15 protein-coding genes are annotated in these 17,929 nt (G+C 62.3%); 4 read left to right on the forward strand and 11 right to left on the reverse strand.

Translation table 11 applies throughout. The features are described from left to right. Nucleotides 1–9: 9 nt before the first annotated feature. The 3 genes from LDN70_RS11480 to hrcA are packed head-to-tail and all read right to left on the reverse strand — an operon-like array spanning nt 10 to nt 2,968. Nucleotides 10–783: a 16S rRNA (uracil(1498)-N(3))-methyltransferase gene (locus LDN70_RS11480; protein ID WP_223940371.1), complete on the reverse strand. Its 774-nt coding sequence runs from the start codon at nt 781–783 to the stop codon at nt 10–12. A gap of 2 nt (nt 784–785) precedes the next feature. Beyond that, entirely contained in the window at nt 786–1,910 is a 1,125-nt protein-coding gene (gene dnaJ / locus LDN70_RS11485) for a molecular chaperone DnaJ (protein ID WP_142939107.1), read from the reverse strand. Between the two features lie 50 nt (nt 1,911–1,960). Further along, on the reverse strand, nt 1,961–2,968 hold the full coding sequence (gene hrcA / locus LDN70_RS11490; RefSeq protein WP_062069563.1) for a heat-inducible transcriptional repressor HrcA: 1,008 nt from the start codon (nt 2,966–2,968) through the stop codon (nt 1,961–1,963). 191 nt (nt 2,969–3,159) lie between these two features. Here hrcA and LDN70_RS11495 point away from each other — a divergent pair, with 191 nt between their 5' ends. Continuing rightward, a complete protein-coding gene (locus LDN70_RS11495) occupies nt 3,160–4,011 on the forward strand; it encodes a DUF3097 domain-containing protein (protein WP_223940372.1) in 852 nt (283 codons plus the stop codon). 122 nt (nt 4,012–4,133) lie between these two features. Next, nucleotides 4,134–4,547, forward strand: coding sequence for a DUF4870 domain-containing protein (locus LDN70_RS11500; protein WP_026005318.1), 414 nt, complete (start codon nt 4,134–4,136; stop codon nt 4,545–4,547). Between the two features lie 52 nt (nt 4,548–4,599). Here LDN70_RS11500 and hemW read toward each other — a convergent pair whose 3' ends face one another. After that, nucleotides 4,600–5,829 (reverse strand): radical SAM family heme chaperone HemW, encoded by a 1,230-nt coding sequence (gene hemW / locus LDN70_RS11505; protein ID WP_223940373.1) that lies wholly within the window; start codon nt 5,827–5,829, stop codon nt 4,600–4,602. Beyond that, complete coding sequence (lepA, locus tag LDN70_RS11510; protein ID WP_187697191.1) at nt 5,830–7,683, reverse strand: translation elongation factor 4; 1,854 nt, start codon at nt 7,681–7,683, stop codon at nt 5,830–5,832. It lies immediately after the preceding gene. 159 nt (nt 7,684–7,842) lie between these two features. On the opposite strand from lepA, the gene LDN70_RS11515 reads away from it, so the two are divergent. Both LDN70_RS11515 and rpsT read left to right on the forward strand, forming a co-directional pair. Further along, nucleotides 7,843–8,385: a type II toxin-antitoxin system PemK/MazF family toxin gene (locus tag LDN70_RS11515; RefSeq protein WP_223940374.1), complete on the forward strand. Its 543-nt coding sequence runs from the start codon at nt 7,843–7,845 to the stop codon at nt 8,383–8,385. 178 nt (nt 8,386–8,563) lie between these two features. Continuing rightward, nucleotides 8,564–8,824 carry a 30S ribosomal protein S20 gene (rpsT, locus tag LDN70_RS11520; RefSeq protein ID WP_011774926.1) on the forward strand — a complete coding sequence of 87 codons (261 nt, stop codon included), beginning with the start codon at nt 8,564–8,566 and terminating at the stop codon, nt 8,822–8,824. 124 nt (nt 8,825–8,948) lie between these two features. On the opposite strand, the gene holA is transcribed toward rpsT, so the two are convergent. From holA to glpK, 6 genes are all read right to left on the reverse strand, one after another. Continuing rightward, nucleotides 8,949–9,965: a DNA polymerase III subunit delta gene (gene holA, locus LDN70_RS11525; RefSeq protein ID WP_223940375.1), complete on the reverse strand. Its 1,017-nt coding sequence runs from the start codon at nt 9,963–9,965 to the stop codon at nt 8,949–8,951. Next, nucleotides 9,884–11,557, reverse strand: coding sequence for a ComEC/Rec2 family competence protein (locus tag LDN70_RS11530; protein WP_223940376.1), 1,674 nt, complete (start codon nt 11,555–11,557; stop codon nt 9,884–9,886). The genes holA and LDN70_RS11530 overlap by 82 nt, the downstream gene beginning before the upstream one ends. Before the next feature lie 64 nt (nt 11,558–11,621). Next, the gene (locus LDN70_RS11535) at nt 11,622–12,440 is read right to left on the reverse strand and encodes a helix-hairpin-helix domain-containing protein (RefSeq protein WP_223940377.1); all 819 of its coding nucleotides are present in this window, start codon (nt 12,438–12,440) and stop codon (nt 11,622–11,624) included. Nucleotides 12,441–12,513: 73 nt separating this feature from the next. Beyond that, entirely contained in the window at nt 12,514–13,497 is a 984-nt protein-coding gene (locus tag LDN70_RS11540; protein ID WP_446698053.1) for a DegV family protein, read from the reverse strand. A gap of 59 nt (nt 13,498–13,556) precedes the next feature. After that, a complete protein-coding gene (leuS, locus tag LDN70_RS11545) occupies nt 13,557–16,082 on the reverse strand; it encodes a leucine--tRNA ligase (protein WP_223940378.1) in 2,526 nt (841 codons plus the stop codon). Between the two features lie 301 nt (nt 16,083–16,383). Continuing rightward, nucleotides 16,384–17,898 carry a glycerol kinase GlpK gene (glpK, locus tag LDN70_RS11550; protein ID WP_223940379.1) on the reverse strand — a complete coding sequence of 505 codons (1,515 nt, stop codon included), beginning with the start codon at nt 17,896–17,898 and terminating at the stop codon, nt 16,384–16,386. Between the last annotated feature and the right edge of the window lie 31 nt (nt 17,899–17,929).

Here is a 17,929-nt window from a genome sequence, read left to right on the forward strand (position 1 = left end):
GCGGGGCGGCTACCAGCGGCCCAGGACGTCACTTGCAAGAACGACGGCGGCGGGTCCCGCCGTCGAGGACCTCAACACGTGGTGACCCAGAAGTGCCGTGACGGCACCGGCGTCACTGAGCCGCGTTACCTCTCTTGGTGAGATGCCACCCTCCGGTCCGACAATCAAGAGGACCTCGCGAGGGATCCCATCATCTCCAGTCCGGACCGCAACCGACTCTTCAAGGACGGTCCGCAGGGGGTTCTTGGCGTCTTCATGCAGGATGATGGCCACATCAGCGGCCGCGACGGCCTTCGCCAAAGCGGCAGTGTCCATCATGGACCGTACCTCAGGAATCCAAGCACGCCGCGCCTGCTTGGCTGCCGCCGTGACCACGGACTGCCACTTCGCGTGCGCCTTGGCGGCCCGTTCGCCTTTCCAACGCACGATCGCCCGCTCGGACTGCCACGGAATGACGGCGTCTATTCCGAGTTCCGTGGCAGTCTCGATGGCGAGTTCGTCCCGATCGCCCTTGGCAAGTGCCTGAACCAGCACCAGCCGGACCGCCGGCTGGTCCTCGAGGACTACCTCGGATGCCTTCACTGTGAGGGTGCTGGAACCGGCGTCAACCACGGCGCCAGTCAACCGCATGCCCGAACCGTCGGCTATGTCCACGGGCTCACCCACGGCCAGTCGCTTGACGGTGACGGCATGGCGCGCCTCAGCACCTTCCAACACAAATGTGGACCCGGGGATCAGCTGGTTAAGGCTTCCCGCCGGTGTAAAGAAAACCGGATTGCTCACCGCTACAGGTTACCGAGCTTGTCCCGAAGCTTCGCGAACATTCCGCCGCTTGCCACCAGCTTTCCCTCGGTAAACTGCTCGCCGCGCAGCTTGGCGAGCTGCTGCAGGAGTTCCTCCTGGGCGGGGTCGAGCTTGGTCGGGGTCTCCACGTGCAAGTGCACCTTGAGGTCGCCGCGTCCGTAACCCCGGAGGTGCGTAACACCCAAGCCGCGCAGGGTAATGACTTCGCCGGATTGGGTACCGGCCTTGACGTCGATGTCCTGCGCGCCGTCGAAGGTGTCCAGCTGCAGTTCGGTGCCAAGTGCCGCAGCGGTCATGGGCACACTTAGTGTTGCGTGGAGGTCGTCGCCTTCACGCATGAACATGGAGTCGTTGTTGACCCGGATCTCCACATAGAGATCGCCGGCGGGGCCTCCAGCGGGGCCCGCTTCACCCTGCCCGGACAGCTGGATGCGTGTACCAGTGGCGACACCGGCCGGAACCTTGATGGTGAGGGAACGACGACTGCGGATGCGGCCCTGTCCATTGCACTCGTTGCAGGGGTCCTTAATGACTGTGCCGAAGCCTTCACACGAACCGCAAGGGGCGGCAGTCATGACCTGGCCCAGGATGGAACGGACTGCCCGTTGGACCTGGCCGCTGCCACCGCAGATGTCGCAGCGTTCCGGGTGGGTGCCCGGGCGGCAGCAACTGCCATCGCACGTGGGGCAGATCACGGCGGTATCCACTTCAAGCTTCTTGTTGACGCCGAAGACGGCGTCCTTCAAATCGATGCGGACGCTGATGAGCGCGTCCTGGCCCCGCCGGACCCGGGAGGCCGGTCCGCCCTGACCGCCGCCACCAAAGAAGGTGTCGAAGATGTCCTGGAAGGCAAAACCCTGGCCGGCGTAGCCGCCACCGAAACCGTTGTCAGTGCCGTTTTCATTGCCCGTGGCATCATAGACCCGGCGCTTTTGGGGATCGGACAACACCTCGTAGGCGTGGGTCACGGCCTTGAACTGTTCCGCGACATCTTCACCGGGGTTTACGTCGGGGTGCAGTTTCCGCGCCAACTTGCGGTACGCCTTTTTGATCTCTTCCCCGGTGGCTTCCGGCGAGACTCCCAAAACGTCATAGTGGCTGCTCAAAGTCGGTATCTCTTCCTTGTTGTACTACGGATGTTTCCTCGGACCGGTGTTTAGCCGCCGAGAATGCGGGAAAGGTAACGGGCCACGGCTCGTACTGCTGCCATGGTGGTGGGATAGTCCATGCGTGTGGGACCAAGAATCCCCACCTTGGCACCGGAGCCATAGCCCGTAGCTACGACGGAGGCCTCCGCCAAGCCATCGTAGGGATTCTCGCGTCCAATGCTCACCGTAACGCCGCGGGGATCATCCCCCATGTCAGATAACAACCGGAGCATGACAACTTGTTCCTCGAGCGCCTCCAGCACAGGGCCTATGCTCAGGGGGAAGTCAACGTTGGAGCGGGCCAGGTTTGCCGTTCCAGCCATCAGGATGCGCTCTTCGCGGCTGGTGTCGCTCAACGATTGAAGCCCCTGGGCCAACGTCTGCGCCAGACTGCGCAGTTCCGGCGGACACAGCGCAACGACAGAAGGAAGCACTTGAGGCAAAAGCGCCAGCTGTGTGCCGGCAATGTTGCCCAGGAACCGGGACCTCAGGAGCATCAGGGCCTCATTGCTCACATCGGACCCAGCGTCGATGACCTTCTGCCCCACGCTGCCGGTGTCCGCAATTAGGACCACGAGGACCTGTTGAGGGGCCAAGAGGACGAATTCCACGTGGCGAACAAGCGCGCGGTTCGAATGCGGGTACTGCACAACGGCCACCTGGTTGGTCAGCTGTGACAGAAGCCTTACGGTGCGCTCCAAGATGTCGTCGACATCATCGGGGCCCTCGAGCAAAGAATGGATGGCCCTGCGCTCGGCCGCTGAGAGCGGTTTGACCTGCGAAATGCGGTCAACGAAAAGGCGATAGCCCTTGTCAGTGGGGATTCGACCGGCACTGGTGTGAGGCGCCGCAATCAGGCCTTCCTCTTCCAAAACCGCCATGTCATTCCTGATGGTAGCGCTGGAAACGCCAAGATGATGCCGCTCCACGAGGGCCTTGGACCCGACAGGTTCCCTGGAATGCACGTAATCCTCAACGATGGCACGCAGCACTTCGAGCTTGCGCGGCTCACTCAATGCTCCACCTCCTGACGACTGCCATGGTTCTTCCGACCGGTCAACGCGGGATCCCGCTCAGACCTCCACACTTAGCACTCAACATGCCCAAGTGCTAACAAGTCTAGTATGAGCCACCCCGTTGTTAGCATTGAAACCTGCCGCGGGCGGCTTCGGCCCGCACCGTAAACCAGCACAAAGGTAGGAATCCCTTGGCTTTGAACAATTGGGGCCCGCAGGATCTGTCCGCTCCGGCCAAACAGAAGCTGCCGGAAGTAGCCGTGCAGCGGGGAATGGTCCTCGAGGACGTGCAGTCGGGCTGGGTGGGTGAAGTGACCCGCGTTGAGAAGTCGGGCGGAATGCACGTGGTCTCCTTGGAAGACCGGCGTGGAAAGACCAAATCGTTCCAGCTGGGCTTTGGCTTCCTGCTCGAAGGTCAGGCTATCCGCTTGATGCCTCCCGCCCCCCGCACCGCTGCATCCGGGGTTCCATCCGGCCGGACGGCCTCGGGTTCCGTCAGGGTCCAGGGGCAACGGGCACAGGTAGCCAAGGCCAGCCGCATTTGGGTGGAAGGAAAGCACGACGCCGAACTGGTGGAGAAGGTCTGGGGTGATGATCTCCGGGTGGAAGGCATCGTGGTGGAGCCATTGCACGGCGTTGATGACCTGAAGTCCGCCATCGCCGACTTCAATCCCGGCTCAGGCCGCCGGCTTGGAATCCTCGTGGACCACCTTGTGCCCGGGTCCAAAGAGTCCCGAATTGCCGCCGAGGCCATGACGGTCCCGGGGGCTGCGGGAAACGTCCTCATTGTTGGACACCCCTACGTGGATGTCTGGCAGGCGATCAGGCCCAAGGTCCTGGGCATTGGGGCCTGGCCCGCCGTACCCCGCGGGATCGATTGGAAGACCGGAATCCTCAGCGCGTTCGGCTGGCCCCATGAGACCCCTGAGGACATAGGCTTGGGCTGGCAACGCCTTCTGGGCGCAGTCCGCACCTATGCCGACCTTGAGCCATCGCTCTTGGGACGGGTGGAAGAAGTCATCGATTTTTTGACGGTTCCTTGAGGTGGAGTCCTTCAGGTATCAGCAACTACCGTGTCAACGGGGCGTTGGTCCCGGCAAGTGCGTCGGTGCCGGTATTCTGGGACAGCAACACCGCAGCATCTTTAAAGCAAAGGGAAGACAACGTGGCAGATAACGCTCCTGAAGAACCGGGCAGCGCCGCAGGCCGGCCCCAGTACCATGGCGCGCCTGCCAACGCACTCCCGTTGACAGCCAGCGAGGACAGGCAATGGGCTACTCTGGCCCACTTTGGCGGCATCCTGGGATGCCTGCCGTCCCTTCTGATTTACCTGATTTTCCGGGATCGTGGACCGTTCACCGCACAGGAATCCAAAGAAGCGCTGAACTTCACGCTGCCTCCCACCATCGCAGCAGTTCTGGCCAACATTTTGGTCCTGCTTCCTGTGGTCGGCAACATCTTCGCCGTCATCGCCACCGCGATCTGGGTTGCCCTGACGTGTTTCTCCGTCTCGGCGGGCATCAGGGTAAACCACGGGCAGCCTCACCGTTACAAGGTCAACCTGCGCTGGATTAAGTAGCTCACCTCCGCTCGTCCAGGACTGTTTGCTCCGACGGGCATGAGCCCGCGGGTCAGTCGGGCAGGATCCTTCGAACTACGGCGTCAGCCAGGAGACGACCCTTCAGCGTAAGGACCAAACGGCCCTTGAACGCCTGAACAGGGTCCACCAATTCGTCGGCAATAAGCCCGGCCATCGCGTGCCGTCCGATCGCGTCCAAGGCATCTACGGACAACCCTGTGCCGAGCCGTGCCTCCAGCATAATGCGTTCGACTTCCCGGGTATCGGCATCGAGGGTTTCCCGCCCGGCAGCCGGAGAGCTAGCGCTCCCGAGCCTCGAGGCGTACGCCGTGGGGTGCTTGACGTTCCACCACCGGACACCCCCCACGTGGGAGTGGGCGCCTGGACCGATGCCCCACCAGTCATCTCCCCGCCAGTAGGCAAGATTGTGCCGGCAAGCCTGGTCCGGCGTCCGCGACCAGTTGCTGACCTCGTACCAGTGCAAGCCCGCTTCGGAGATCATTTTGTCGGCAAGCTCGTATTTGGAGGCGTGGTCGTCGTCATCAATCCCGGGCACCTCGCCCCGGCGTATCTGGGCGGCCAGCTTAGTGCCATCCTCAACGATCAGAGCGTAGGCACTGATGTGGTCCGGCTGGTACGACAAAGCGGTTTCGAGTGACAGCTGCCAGTCACCCATGGACTCTCCAGGGGTGCCGTAGATAAGGTCCAGGCTCACGGAGAGGCCGGCTTCCCGCGCCCACTGCACAACAAGAGGCACCCGGCTCGGTGTGTGGGTGCGGTCCAGGACCTTGAGCACGTGGGGTACGGCTGACTGCATGCCGAAGGAGACCCTGGTGAAGCCTGCGTCGGCCAAAAGCTTCAGGGATTCAGGAGTTACTGAATCCGGGTTGGCTTCGGTAGTTACCTCGGCGCCGGGTTCCAGCCCCCAATGGCCGATGGCGGCCCTAAGGATCCGGGCCAGGTCCTCTGCCGGGAGAAGGGTGGGCGTGCCACCCCCAAAGAAAACAGTACTGAGGGGACGACGGGGTAACCCCGAGGCGTCCAGTGCCAGAGAGGCGAAGTCCAGTTCAGAGACCGCCGTAGAGGCGTACGCGTCCTGGGAGGCGCCGCCACCGAGTTCGGTGGCAGTGTAAGTGTTGAAATCACAGTAGCCACAGCGCACGGCGCAGAACGGTATGTGGACATAGAGCCCGAACTTGCGGTGCTCGACGCCGGCCAACACCTGCGGAGGCAAGATGCCATCCGCAGGTGCCGGGTCACCCAAAGGGAGGACGCTGGGCATTTACTTCTTGGCCTTGTCCTTGGACTCATCGGTGGTCAGGGCTGCGATGAATGCCTCCTGGGGCACCTCCACGCGACCGACCATCTTCATGCGCTTCTTGCCCTCTTTCTGCTTCTCGAGCAGCTTGCGCTTACGGGTGATGTCACCGCCGTAGCACTTGGCAAGAACGTCCTTACGGATGGCCCGGATGCTCTCGCGGGCAATGATGCGGGATCCGATGGCAGCCTGGATGGGCACTTCGAATTGCTGCCGGGGAATCAGCTCACGGAGCTTGCCGGTCATCATCACGCCGTAGGCGTAGGCCTTATCGCGGTGGGTGATGGCGCTGAAGGCATCAACTTGTTCACCCTGCAGCAGGATGTCGACCTTGACCAGATCGGCCACCTGCTCGCCGTCAGCCTTCCAGTCCAGTGAGGCGTAACCGCGCGTCTTGGACTTCAGGAGGTCGAAGAAGTCGAAAACGATCTCGGCCAACGGGATCCAGTAGCGGAGTTCAACGCGGTCCTCGGACAAATAGTCCATGCCTCGCATCTGGCCACGGCGGCTTTGGCACAGTTCCATGATGGAACCGACAAACTCGTTAGGAGCGAGGATGGTGGCGGACACCATGGGCTCCCGGACCTCGGAGATCTTACCGGTGGGGTATTCGCTCGGGTTGGTGACGTGGATGACCTTCTTGTCCTCAAGCGTTACCTCATACTCCACGTTGGGTGCAGTGGAGATAAGGTCCAGGTTGTACTCGCGTTCGAGTCGATCACGCGTGATTTCGAGGTGCAGAAGGCCCAGGAATCCAACGCGGAAGCCGAAGCCCAGTGCAGCGGACGTCTCCGGCTCATAGACAAGCGCAGCGTCGTTAAGCATCAGCTTTTCAAGAGCGTCACGCAGGACCGGGTAGTCCGTACCGTCCAAGGGGTAAAGACCGGAGAAGACCATCGGCTTGGCGTCAGCGTAACCGCTCAGCGACTCCGACGCGGGTTTGGCGAGGTTGGTGACAGTATCGCCCACCTTGGACTGACGGACGTCCTTTACACCGGTAATCAGGTATCCCACTTCCCCCACACCCAGGCCTTTGGAAGGTGTGGGCTCCGGGGAGCTGACACCAATTTCCAGGAGTTCGTGAGTAGCCCGGGTGGACATCATCTGGATGCGTTCGCGGGGATGCAGCATGCCGTCCACCACTCGGACGTAGGTAATGACGCCGCGGTAAGTGTCATACACAGAATCGAAGATCATGGCACGGGCCGGAGCATTGGGATCGCCCACGGGGCCGGGGAGGTCGCGGACGATTTTATCCAGCAGCGCCTCTACGCCTACGCCGGTTTTGCCGGAAACCTTGAGGACGTCCTCAGGGTCACCACCGATGAGGTTGGCAAGCTCCGCCGCGTACTTCTCAGGCTGGGCGGCCGGGAGGTCGATCTTGTTCAGCACGGGAATGATGGTGAGGTTGTTTTCCATCGCCAAGTAAAGGTTGGCAAGAGTCTGAGCCTCGATACCTTGGGCAGCATCCACCAGCAGCACTGCACCTTCACAGGCCGCCAAGGAGCGGGAGACCTCGTAGGTGAAGTCAACGTGGCCGGGTGTATCGATCATGTTGAGCGCATAGCTCTGGCCATCGAGTTCCCACGGCATGCGGACAGCCTGGGACTTGATGGTGATGCCGCGCTCACGTTCGATATCCATACGGTCCAGATACTGGGCCTTCATGTCGCGTTGCTGAACGACGCCGGTGTACTGCAGCATGCGGTCGGCCAGGGTGGACTTACCGTGGTCGATGTGGGCAATAATGCAGAAGTTCCGGATGATGGCCGGATCTGTTGCGGCGGGCACCGGTGCGGTGCGGGCCATGGGAGACACGCAGGATCCTTACTGTCGACACTCGCACGGCAATTCCTGCAACTGGGCAAAGGCCAGCCGGAACACGCCGCGCATCTGATCCTCTAGTCTCCCATGAACCGGCGCTTCGCCGTACATTGCGTGCCCGGCTTCAGCCGTAGACGGTTGTAGCGTTGTCACATGGCTTTCGACTTGCGCCCCTTGGGCAAACTCCTCCTGCGATCACTCAAGGCTCTGGGAGGCAGCACCACCAAAGCCGGCACCCCCTCCGGCGCCACCGGTCAAGGTCCCTCCAGCCAGCGAAGCCGGCGGACCGCCGTCGAGCGTCAACCGGGTCCCTACCCCGGCGACTTTCGCGGTTCGGTCAGGGTCAGCTACTCCCCCAAGCCCGATGGCCAACCGGATCCTGGTGAGATCGTGTGGAGCTGGGTCCCGTACGAAGAAGACCACACTAAAGGAAAAGACCGCCCCGTACTCCTCATTGGGCGGGACGGGCAGTGGCTTCTAGGGCTCATGCTGACCTCCAAGGACCACGACAACGGCAACAGGGCCGGAAACTACGTTGATATCGGTGCAGGTTCCTGGGATCGGCAAGGCAGGCCAAGTGAGATCAACGTGGGCCGCATCATTCGCCTGGATCCTGAGGCCGTCCGGCGCGAAGGCGCCGTCCTGGAAAAGGCTCAATTCCAAGAGGTAGTCCGCGCCCTTCAAGAGCGGCATTAGCTGCACTGAGACCAGGAGTCGGCGCGAGTCCCGACTTTCTGCTATCCTTTATAGCTGTGTGTCCGTGCAGGTCGACGGCCACACATGGTTGGCTGCCATAGGCATCCCCACGCCGCTCAGTCGATGGCCAACCTGAAAACCCTCTAGACCATTTCCGCATTAAAAAGAGAGTTCATACGTGGCTAATATCAAGTCCCAGAAGAAGCGCATCCTCACCAACGAGAAGGCTCGCCTGCGTAACAACGCCGTCAAGTCTGAGCTGAAGACGGCCATCCGCGCCGTCAACACCGCCGTTGAGTCTGCTGACAAGGATGCTGCTGGAACTGCACTTGTTGCTGCCAGCCGCAAGCTGGACAAGGCTGTCAGCAAGGGCGTTATTCACAAGAACAACGCTGCAAACCGCAAGTCGGCGATCTCCAAGAAGGTCAACGCACTCTAAGGTTTTTCCAGTTCGACTGAGCTGATCAAAAGGCCGGCGCCCAGTGGGTGCCGGCCTTTGGGTTTAACCGGCCTTTGAGTTATGCAGACCAGTCAGCACCGACGCGCACAGGCCGCGGCCGACATCAGCGGCGACTGGCCGAGGTGGCAATTACCGTGACCGCGTGCTCAACTGCGTAGACAGGGTCCCGTGACTCGCCTTTCACTTGGGCATCGGCTTCTGCAATGACTTGGATGGAGCGGATCAAGCCTTCAGGGGTCCAGCGCCTGACATCCCGCTGCGCCTGCTCCACAAGCCACGGCTGCATTCCCAGATTCCTGGCAATGGTGGCCGGCGAACCATTGGCGCCGGCAACTTTGGCCAAGGTCCGCAGTTTGGCAGCAAGAGCCGCTACCAAGGGAACCGGATCAACACCGGTGGCCAGGGCGTGCCGCAGGGTGGATAAGGCCACCGGCCCGTTGCCGGCCATGGCGGCATCGGCAACTTTGAAGGCCGTGGCTTCCACCCTGCCACCGTAGTAGCGTTCCACGGTTTCGGCCGTGACAGCAGTGGTGGCATCGGCAATGAGCTGGCTGCAGGCAGCAGCAAGCTCGGACAGATTGGCACCCACCGCGTTCACCAATGCCTGGACAGCTTCGCCCTCTATGCGTCGTCCGCCAGCCCTGAACTCCGAGACGACAAACGCGGTCTTGTCAGAGTCCTTCTTAAGCGGTTGACAGTCAATGACGGGCCAGCCGGCGGACTTCACGGCGTCGAGGAGCTTCTTGCCCCGGACTCCCCCGGCGTGGCGAAGGACGAGGACTACGTCCGGGTCCGGATGCCGGAGGTAGGCCAATCCGTCGGCCAGAAAGGCGTCGTTCATTGCCTCAAGGCCCTCAACCTCAATGAGCTTTCCCTCGCCGAAGAGGGACGGCGTCACGGTCATGGCCAGGGATCCGGACTCGTAGGAGCCCGCGTTCAGCCGACTGAGCTCAACCTCCGGGTTAGCACTTCGCACGTGGCTACGGATGCCGTCCATTGCGCGGATCCCCAGATACTCTTCCGGGCCCACGATCAGGACTACGGCAGCCGGCGCGGCATCCCGCCAGCTGACGGTGTTTGCCGCGACGCTCTTGGCCCGGGTGTTTTGGGCAGCAGCCACTGGTAGTTCCTTCCGGACGGTTTATTGCAGGATTCAAGTCTGCCATGTTTACCCCTGGCACCGCGCTCCAGCGTCAGCATCACCGCGCGGTGCAGCATCCTGACGTGATACATGACTCCTGTCGGGTGCAGCATCATCCAGAACACCGCTACTGATAAAACTGAAAGAGCCACCATGGCAATGACTCCGGCCGGGCCCTCGGCCCACGGCAGTGCCGCCCCGGGCAAATGGGCGAAGAACCGCGCTATCCCGGCCACCGCTCCCGCGCAGACTCCAGCCACAGCGACGGGCACCACCGCCAACCACGGAAAAAGGGTGGCAATTGGAACGGCAATGGTTCCAAAGATGGTTACCGGCGCTATCAACGGACCAGCCACTACGTTGGTGATCAGGGCATAGGGTGTGAACTGCGGCTGGAGGGCCGCGAGGACCGGACCGCACAGCACTTGCGCGGAGAGCGGTACCGCAATACCCGCGGCCAGCCAGCGCGGCACCACGGAAGGAATCCATGAGGCAATTCGGGCGGCCAGCAAGACGATACCCAGAGTTGCCAGAACAGAGAGCAGGAACCCGACGTTTAACGCCATGCTCGGATCCAGCAGCAGCAGGGTGATGGTGGCCACGCAAAGGAAGGTCAGGGATCGCCCCCTCAAGCCCCCCACCATGGCTGCCAGGCCTACGCTCCCCATGACGGAAGCTCGTAGAACGCTCGGCTCCGGACCTACCAGGACAACAAAAGCCATCAGTCCGCACACAGCAATAGCGCCGGCTACCGGACGGCTTACCCTGAGGCATCTAGCCAACAGGATGAAGCCACCCAGCAGCAAACTACAATTCGCCCCGCTGACGGCAGTGAGGTGCGTCATTCCTGTTGTCTTCATATCTGCCTCTAGACTCTCCGGGAGCGCACTGGTATCCCCGGTGACCATTCCGGGCATCAGACCGGCCGGGTCCGAAGGCAACCATGCAGAGGCCGCGACGAATTGTCTTCTTGCCTCGGCGGCGGACTGGCGGACATCAAATCCAGAAGCGATGACAACGGGTGCGGATGATGCGGACAAGAGGGCCGCCTGCTCTTGTCCCTCCCGCACAGCCTTCAACGTTCCTGAGGTTCTGACGATCTGCCCGGGCTGTACGTCTTGCCAGCCACTTCCGCCGACCACCATCACGTCCGCAGAGCCTTGTGTCACAGAACCCTTGGACGTGACCTTGACCAAACCCGCGGCCACCGACCACCGGTTTCCACCTGAATGGCCCGGCGCAGACACCTCCGCAGGAACTCCGGTGATTCGAACTTCAAGGAGGACACCGTTTCCTTCCGCCACAGCTTTAGCCAACGGCCCACCTTCTTGCGTGTTGGCGGTGACAGCACAACTAACAGCCACGGCTGCACCCAGGACGGATGCCACGGCCAGGGTTGCAGAAATTGTTCTTGCCCGTGGCACTGCCCGCCGGTGCCGCCATGTCCTGAGCAGCAGCAATACCACCACCAGCGCCAAGACTCCCGCCAGTGCTGCGGACCATGCTGCAGCGATGAGGGATCCTGCGCAAGCAATGGACCAGGTGACCAGCACGGCAGGGACCAGTCTCAAATCCGCGCGCTTTGATGAACCAGAGCCGCCTCGAGTCCGGGCGACCCCGGCCACCCCCGCTGACTCAGCCACCCTGGACCGTCACAAGTTCTTTGAGGGACTCCATGAGTTTGGGTCCAATGCCGTCAACGGCGTCAAGTTCATCTACAGAAGCGAAGGGGCCATGCTCTTTCCGCCAGTCAATGATTCCTTGCGCAGTCACGGGCCCCACTCTGGGTAGGGTGCCCAGTTCCTCCAACGATGCAGTGTTGATGTTGACCTTGGCCCCCTTTGCCGTAGGGGCGGCGGTTCCACCGGGGCTGAGGGAACCGCCGGCAAGTGGAGAAGGTGCGGATTGCATCTCGCCGATCAGCGGCACATGAACTTTGAGGCCGTCACTTAGCACCTCAGCAAGGTTGAGACCATTGAGTTCCGCGTTGGGTACAGCACCCCCGGCGGCTTCTATTGCCTGAAAGACCCTGCTGCCTTGCGGCAATGACACGATTCCGGGCTTATGTACCGCACCGGCCACGTGTACGACCACGCTCCCGGAGGCAGCCGCTTGCGGTGACTCCGATGACTCCGGCACAGCAGGTCCGGAAGAAAACGTGGGACTCAGGGGTTCGGAACTGGACTGTCCCACAGCAGACTGCCATAAGTGCCAGGCGATAAAGCCAACTCCTACGATGACCAGGAGGACAGCAACCGGCCACGGGGTCCGCCACCGGGTGCGTGCGTGATGCACGCGGCTTTCAGGGTTTGAATCATCAAAGGCCTGCCCGGAGCCTTGGGGCAACTGCAGCAGCGGAAGGGTTTGGGTATCCGTACCCAAGCGGGATGCGTAACGCTGACGGGCTGCCTGCATGGCGGCATCTGGGGAGGCATCCCGGTTCCGGCGTGGCATCTTTCGAGCCTATGGCTCGTACTGCGGGAACGATGGGGGTGAGGTGCCCTATGTGGATAAGAGAGCCCAAGGATCAGTCCGTTGGCGTGCTGCTCTCCCCAACGATGACCGCGAGCACGCCCAGTCCTGCATGTGCTGCCAACACGGCCGGGAGAGCGCTGATTTGGGGCGCCGGGCACTCCGGGCATTTCTCGTTCAAGCGGGCCGCCAAAGCTTCGGCTTCCAGTTGATTACCAAAATGGTGAACCGCCAACCTTTGCTGGCCGGCCGGCCTGGAGGCCACGTCGGCGGCAACAATCTCCTCAAGGCGAGCTATGGCGCGCACAGCGGAACGGACCTTTTCCAGCGGGACGATCCTTCCGTCGTCCACCGCCAGTATGGGCTTTATAGCCAGGACGGTACCGAACAGGGATGCTGCCGCACCGATCCGGCCACCCCGCCTCAGTTGCTCGAGGCTGGGCACGTAAAAATAGACCTTCGTGCGCTCCATGCGCTTTTCCGCGAAACCGCGGACTTCGGCCGCCCCCTGACCATCGGCTGCCGCTACGACGGCACTCTGCACGCCCATTCCCTGGGCCATTCCCACCGTGCGCGAATCCACTATTTCGACCGGAATGGTGACCCTCGCAGCGGCCAGCCTTGCGGCATCGGCGGTTCCGGAGAGTTCGGAAGAAATATGGATGGACACCACGGATTCGAAACCCCGGCGTTGCGCAGCGAGGTACGCCTGCTCAAACTGCCCGGGCGATGGCCGTGACGTTTTCACCGAGGCGCCTGACGCGAGAGCCAGCGACAGGGTTTGGGTGATGTCGTCTTCGCCCTCACCGTAGATTTCGGTCCCTACCATCACTGGCATGGGAACAACGGCGAGGCGCCCATCGGCCGTGAAGGCGGACACCCAGTCCGGCGGCAGGGCAGCCGCGGAATCAGTAACGATTGCGGTTTTGACGACGGCGGCCAACGGCACGTCCGCCACAGTAACCGGCGCCGTGGGCTGGCGAAGACGCGCCACTCTTTCCTTGAGCCAAATCCATGCGGGTGGTTCTCGCTCAGGCACGCGACCTCCAAAGATGATGGCCGGCCGCCGGCAGTCTGCCGGCGGCCGCACTGTCCCTGCTAGGCAGGAACGATGTTCACCAGTTTAGGTGCCCGCACGATGACGGTGCGGATACCGCGGCCGTCCAAGGCGCGCTGGACGTTGTCCGAGGCCAGGGCGAGCTCACGCAGTTCGTCCTCCGTGATGTCCGGCGAAACGTCCAAGCGGTCACGAACCTTACCTTGGACCTGAACCACAGCAGTGACGGTGTCCTGCACCAGCAGTGCGTCGTCGTGCTTCGGCCAGCCTGCATTTGCTACTGAAGCCGGGTGACCGAGGGTGTTCCACAGGTCTTCAGCGGTGTAGGGCGCGAAGAGGCTCAGGATCACTGCAACGGCTTCCACCGCTTCACGAACGGCCGGGTCAGCGGCACCTGCACCCGAGTCGATGGTTTTACGGGTTGCGTTGACCAACTCCATCAGGCGGGCAACCACCACATTGAACTTGTTGTTGTCCAACAGTTCGGCGGCGTCGGCGATGGTTTTGTGCGTGACCGTGCGCAGGGCCCGGTCACCGGTAGCAGGATCGACACCGGGTTCGCTGCTGACGTCCTGGCCAAGGCGCCAGGCACGGGCGAGGAACTTGGCCGAACCCGACGGCGAAACGTCGGCCCAGTCGACGTCGTCCTCCGGCGGGGAGGCAAAGACCATGGTGAGACGGACGGCGTCCACGCCGAACTTGTCCAACTGCTCGCCCAAATCCACACCGTTGCCGAGGGATTTGCTCATGGCCTTGCCACCGTTGAGTACCTGCCCCTGGTTGAGCAGTGCTGAGAACGGTTCGTTGGCTTCAATCAGGCCAATGTCTTTGATGACCTTGGTGAAGAAGCGCGCATAGAGGAGGTGCAGGATGGCGTGCTCCACACCGCCCACATACTGTCCTACCGGCATCCAGTTGTTGATCTTGTCGGGATCAAACGGGCCCTCGGTGAAGTCGGGTGACACGAACCGCAGGAAGTACCAGGACGAGTCCACAAACGTGTCCATGGTGTCGGTGTCCCGCTGCGCAGCTCGTCCGCAGTTGGGGCATTCAACGTTGACCCACTCGACGGCGGCGGCCAGCGGCGAAGTTCCCTTGGGCGACAACGCCTCACCGCGCAAATTGTCCGGCAACCTGACTGGGAGCTGGTCATCGGGCACAGGGACTTCGCCACATTCACCGCAGTGGATGATGGGGATGGGAGTACCCCAGAAGCGTTGACGGCTCAGCAGCCAGTCACGCAGCCGGAAGTTGACGAACTTCTCGCCGGTTCCAAGCTTCTCAAGGATCTCAATCGCTGCGGGGATGCCTTCAGACTTGGTGAGCCCGTCCAGTTCGCCGGAGTTCTTGAGCGTGCCTTCGCCAGCAGTGGCAACGCCCGTCTCCGCCGGATCTTCGGCGCCGGTGTCCAGGACAGCGCGGACGGGAAGTCCGAAAGTCCTGGCAAAGTCGAGGTCACGCTGGTCGTGCGCCGGCACGGCCATGATGGCACCAGTGCCGTAGTCCGCCAGGACGTAGTCAGCGGCCCACACCGGCAGCTTTTCGCCGTTGAGGGGGTTGATGGCGTAGCGGCCGGTGAAGACGCCGGTCTTCTCGCGCTCGGTGGACTGGCGCTCGATTTCCGAGAGCGCCTTGACCTTTTCGCGGTAGGCCATGAGTTCATCATGTTGTTCCGGGGTTACCAGGTCCAGCGCCAAGTGTGCATCTGCTGCAACCACGAAGAACGTTGCACCGTAGAGGGTGTCCGGCCGCGTAGTGAACACGGTGACTTCGCGCTCGGCACGGTCTTGCGTGGCTTCGATGACGAAGCGCACGTGGGCGCCCTCTGAGCGGCCGATCCAGTTGCGCTGCATGGCCAGAACGCGCTCGGGCCAGTGGCCCTGGAGCTGGTCCATGTCCTCGAGCAGACGGTCGGCGTAGTCGGTGATCTTGAAGTACCACTGGTTCAGGGACTTTTTGGTGACAGCAGTTCCGCAGCGCTCACAAGCCCCATTGACTACTTGCTCGTTAGCCAGGACGGTGAGGTCCTTGGGGCACCAGTTGACGGGCGAGTCCTTGCGGTAGGCCAGGCCACGCTCGTAGAAGCGCTTGAACAGCCACTGCGTCCACCGGTAGTACTCGGGGTCCGATGTGTGGATGCGGCGGGACCAGTCGGCAGAGATGGCGTAGCGCTTGAACGAGGCCGCCTGGGTATCGATATTGGCGTACGTCCACTCGCTGGGGTGGGCGTTTCGTTTGATCGCAGCGTTCTCCGCGGGCAGACCGAACGAGTCCCATCCGATGGGGTGCAGAACGTCGAAGCCCTTCTGGCGCAGGTAACGCGCAACGACGTCACCCATTGCGAACGCTTCGGCGTGGCCCATGTGGAGGTCGCCGGAGGGGTAGGGGAACATGTCCAACACGTAGCGGCGTTCCCGCGAACCGTCGTCGGCAGGCGTGAAGACTTTGAGGTCCTCCCATACCTGCGGCCATTTGGCTTCCATCGCAGCGAAGCTGTAGACGCCCTCTTCGGGCGCTTCGGCTGCGGCTGTTGGTGCTGTTCCGGTTGTCTCCGGCTGAACGCTCACTGCTGCCCTCTTCTGTTCTTCGATGGCGGTTCTGACTCCTGCTCTGGCACCGGAATGTCCCGGACACACAAAAGCCCCTCAACAATGGAGGGGCGGCCGCACGGCTATGTATTGCCGGGCGGCTAGCTAAGCAGAAGGATCGCACGCATAGATCTACAATAGCGCACGATTAAACTCCCAGTTCGCATCGAGCGGCTTACAGAGCTGATGGTTGAGTTGACGGCAGCCGCGCCTCGCCCGGGTGTGGTGGGCACCGCGAAGCGGGCGGGGCAGGCGCGGCTGCCGTCAACGTCAGGTCAGACTACTTAACGTCCTCGTCGACCCAGTCCATGGACTTTGTCACGGCCTTCTTCCAGAGCCGCAGCTGACGCTCCTGCTCTTCTGCCGGCAGCTGCGGCTCCCAGCGCTTGTCTTCGTTCCAGTTGGCGCTGAGCTCGCCCAGGTCTTTCCAGAATCCGACGGCCAGGCCGGCTGCGTACGCAGCACCGAGGGCCGTTGTTTCAACAACTTTCGGACGGACCACCGGCACGCCCAGGATGTCTGCCTGGAACTGCATGAGTGCCTCGTTGGCGACCATGCCGCCGTCGACCTTCAGCTCGGTGAGCGGAACTCCCGAGTCTGCGTTGACGGCGTCGAGGACCTCGCGGGTCTGGAAGGCGGTGGCCTCCAGTGCCGCACGGGCGATGTGGCCCTTGTTGGCGAAACGCGTGAGGCCCACGATGGCGCCGCGTGCGTCTGCCCGCCAGTAGGGTGCGAACAGGCCTGAGAAGGCCGGGACGATGTAAACGCCGCCGTTGTCCTTTACGCCGGCAGCGAGTTCCTCCACCTCAGGGGCGGAGCTGATCATGCCGAGGTTGTCGCGGAGCCACTGGATCAGGGACCCGGTGACGGCGATGGAGCCTTCAAGCGCGTAGTGCGGCTTGGCGTCGCCCAGCTTGTATCCGAGGGTGGTGAGGAGGCCGTTCTTGGAGTGAACGATTTCCTCGCCGGTGTTGAAGATCAGGAAACAGCCGGTGCCGTAGGTGTTTTTGGCTTCGCCGGGCTGGAACGCGGCCTGGCCAAAAGTTGCCGCCTGCTGGTCACCGAGGATGCCTGCTACAGGCGTTTCCCGGAGCAGTTGCGAGGTGTGGACGTGGCCGTAGACCTCGGAGGAGGACTTGATGGCGGGCATCATGGACGCCGGTACACCGAAGATGTCCAGGATTTCCTGGTCCCATTGCAGGGTCTCGAGATCCATGAACAGGGTGCGGGAGGCGTTGGTGACATCGGTGACGTGTACACCGCCGTCGACGCCGCCGGTCAGGTTCCACAGAACCCAGGCATCGGTGTTGCCGAAGAGAAGGTCGCCGGCCTCGGCGCGCTCCCGGGCACCGTCCACGTTGTCCAGGATCCACTTGATCTTGGTACCGGAGAAGTAGGTGGCCAAGGGCAGCCCGACCTTCTGTTTGAAGCGTTCCACTCCCCCGTCCTGTGCCAGTTCGTCGACGATGGGCTGCGTGCGGGTGTCCTGCCAGACGATGGCGTTGTAGACGGCCTCGCCGGTGTTCTTGTCCCAGACGACAGCGGTTTCGCGCTGGTTGGTGATGCCGACGGCGGCGATGTCGTGCCGGGTCAGGTTCGCCTTGGACAGGGCGGCAGCAATTACTTCGCGGGTGTTGTTCCAGATCTCGGCGGGGTTGTGCTCCACCCAGCCGGCCTGGGGGAAGATCTGCTCGTGCTCCATCTGGCCGGTGGAGACGATGTTGCCCGCGTGGTCGAAGACGATGGCGCGGGAGCTGGTGGTGCCTTGGTCGATGGCGATGACGTATTGATTCATGGTGACGTCCTTGTCTTTTGTTGTTGGTGCT

Origin of the sequence: Arthrobacter sp. StoSoilB22, from assembly GCF_019977315.1 — a bacterium.
In the GTDB taxonomy this organism is placed as follows: Bacteria; Actinomycetota; Actinomycetes; order Actinomycetales; family Micrococcaceae; genus Arthrobacter.

Bases quoted from the DNA above. Each gene is read 5' to 3' on its own strand.
- hemW (WP_223940373.1), bottom strand. From the start codon at position 5,829: ATGCCCAGCGTCCTCCCTTTGGGTGACCCGGCACCTGCGGATGGCATC.
- LDN70_RS11515 (WP_223940374.1), top strand. From the start codon at position 7,843: ATGGCTTTCGACTTGCGCCCCTTGGGCAAACTCCTCCTGCGATCACTC.
- LDN70_RS11535 (WP_223940377.1), bottom strand. From the start codon at position 12,440: ATGCCACGCCGGAACCGGGATGCCTCCCCAGATGCCGCCATGCAGGCA.
- glpK (WP_223940379.1), bottom strand. From the start codon at position 17,898: ATGAATCAATACGTCATCGCCATCGACCAAGGCACCACCAGCTCCCGC.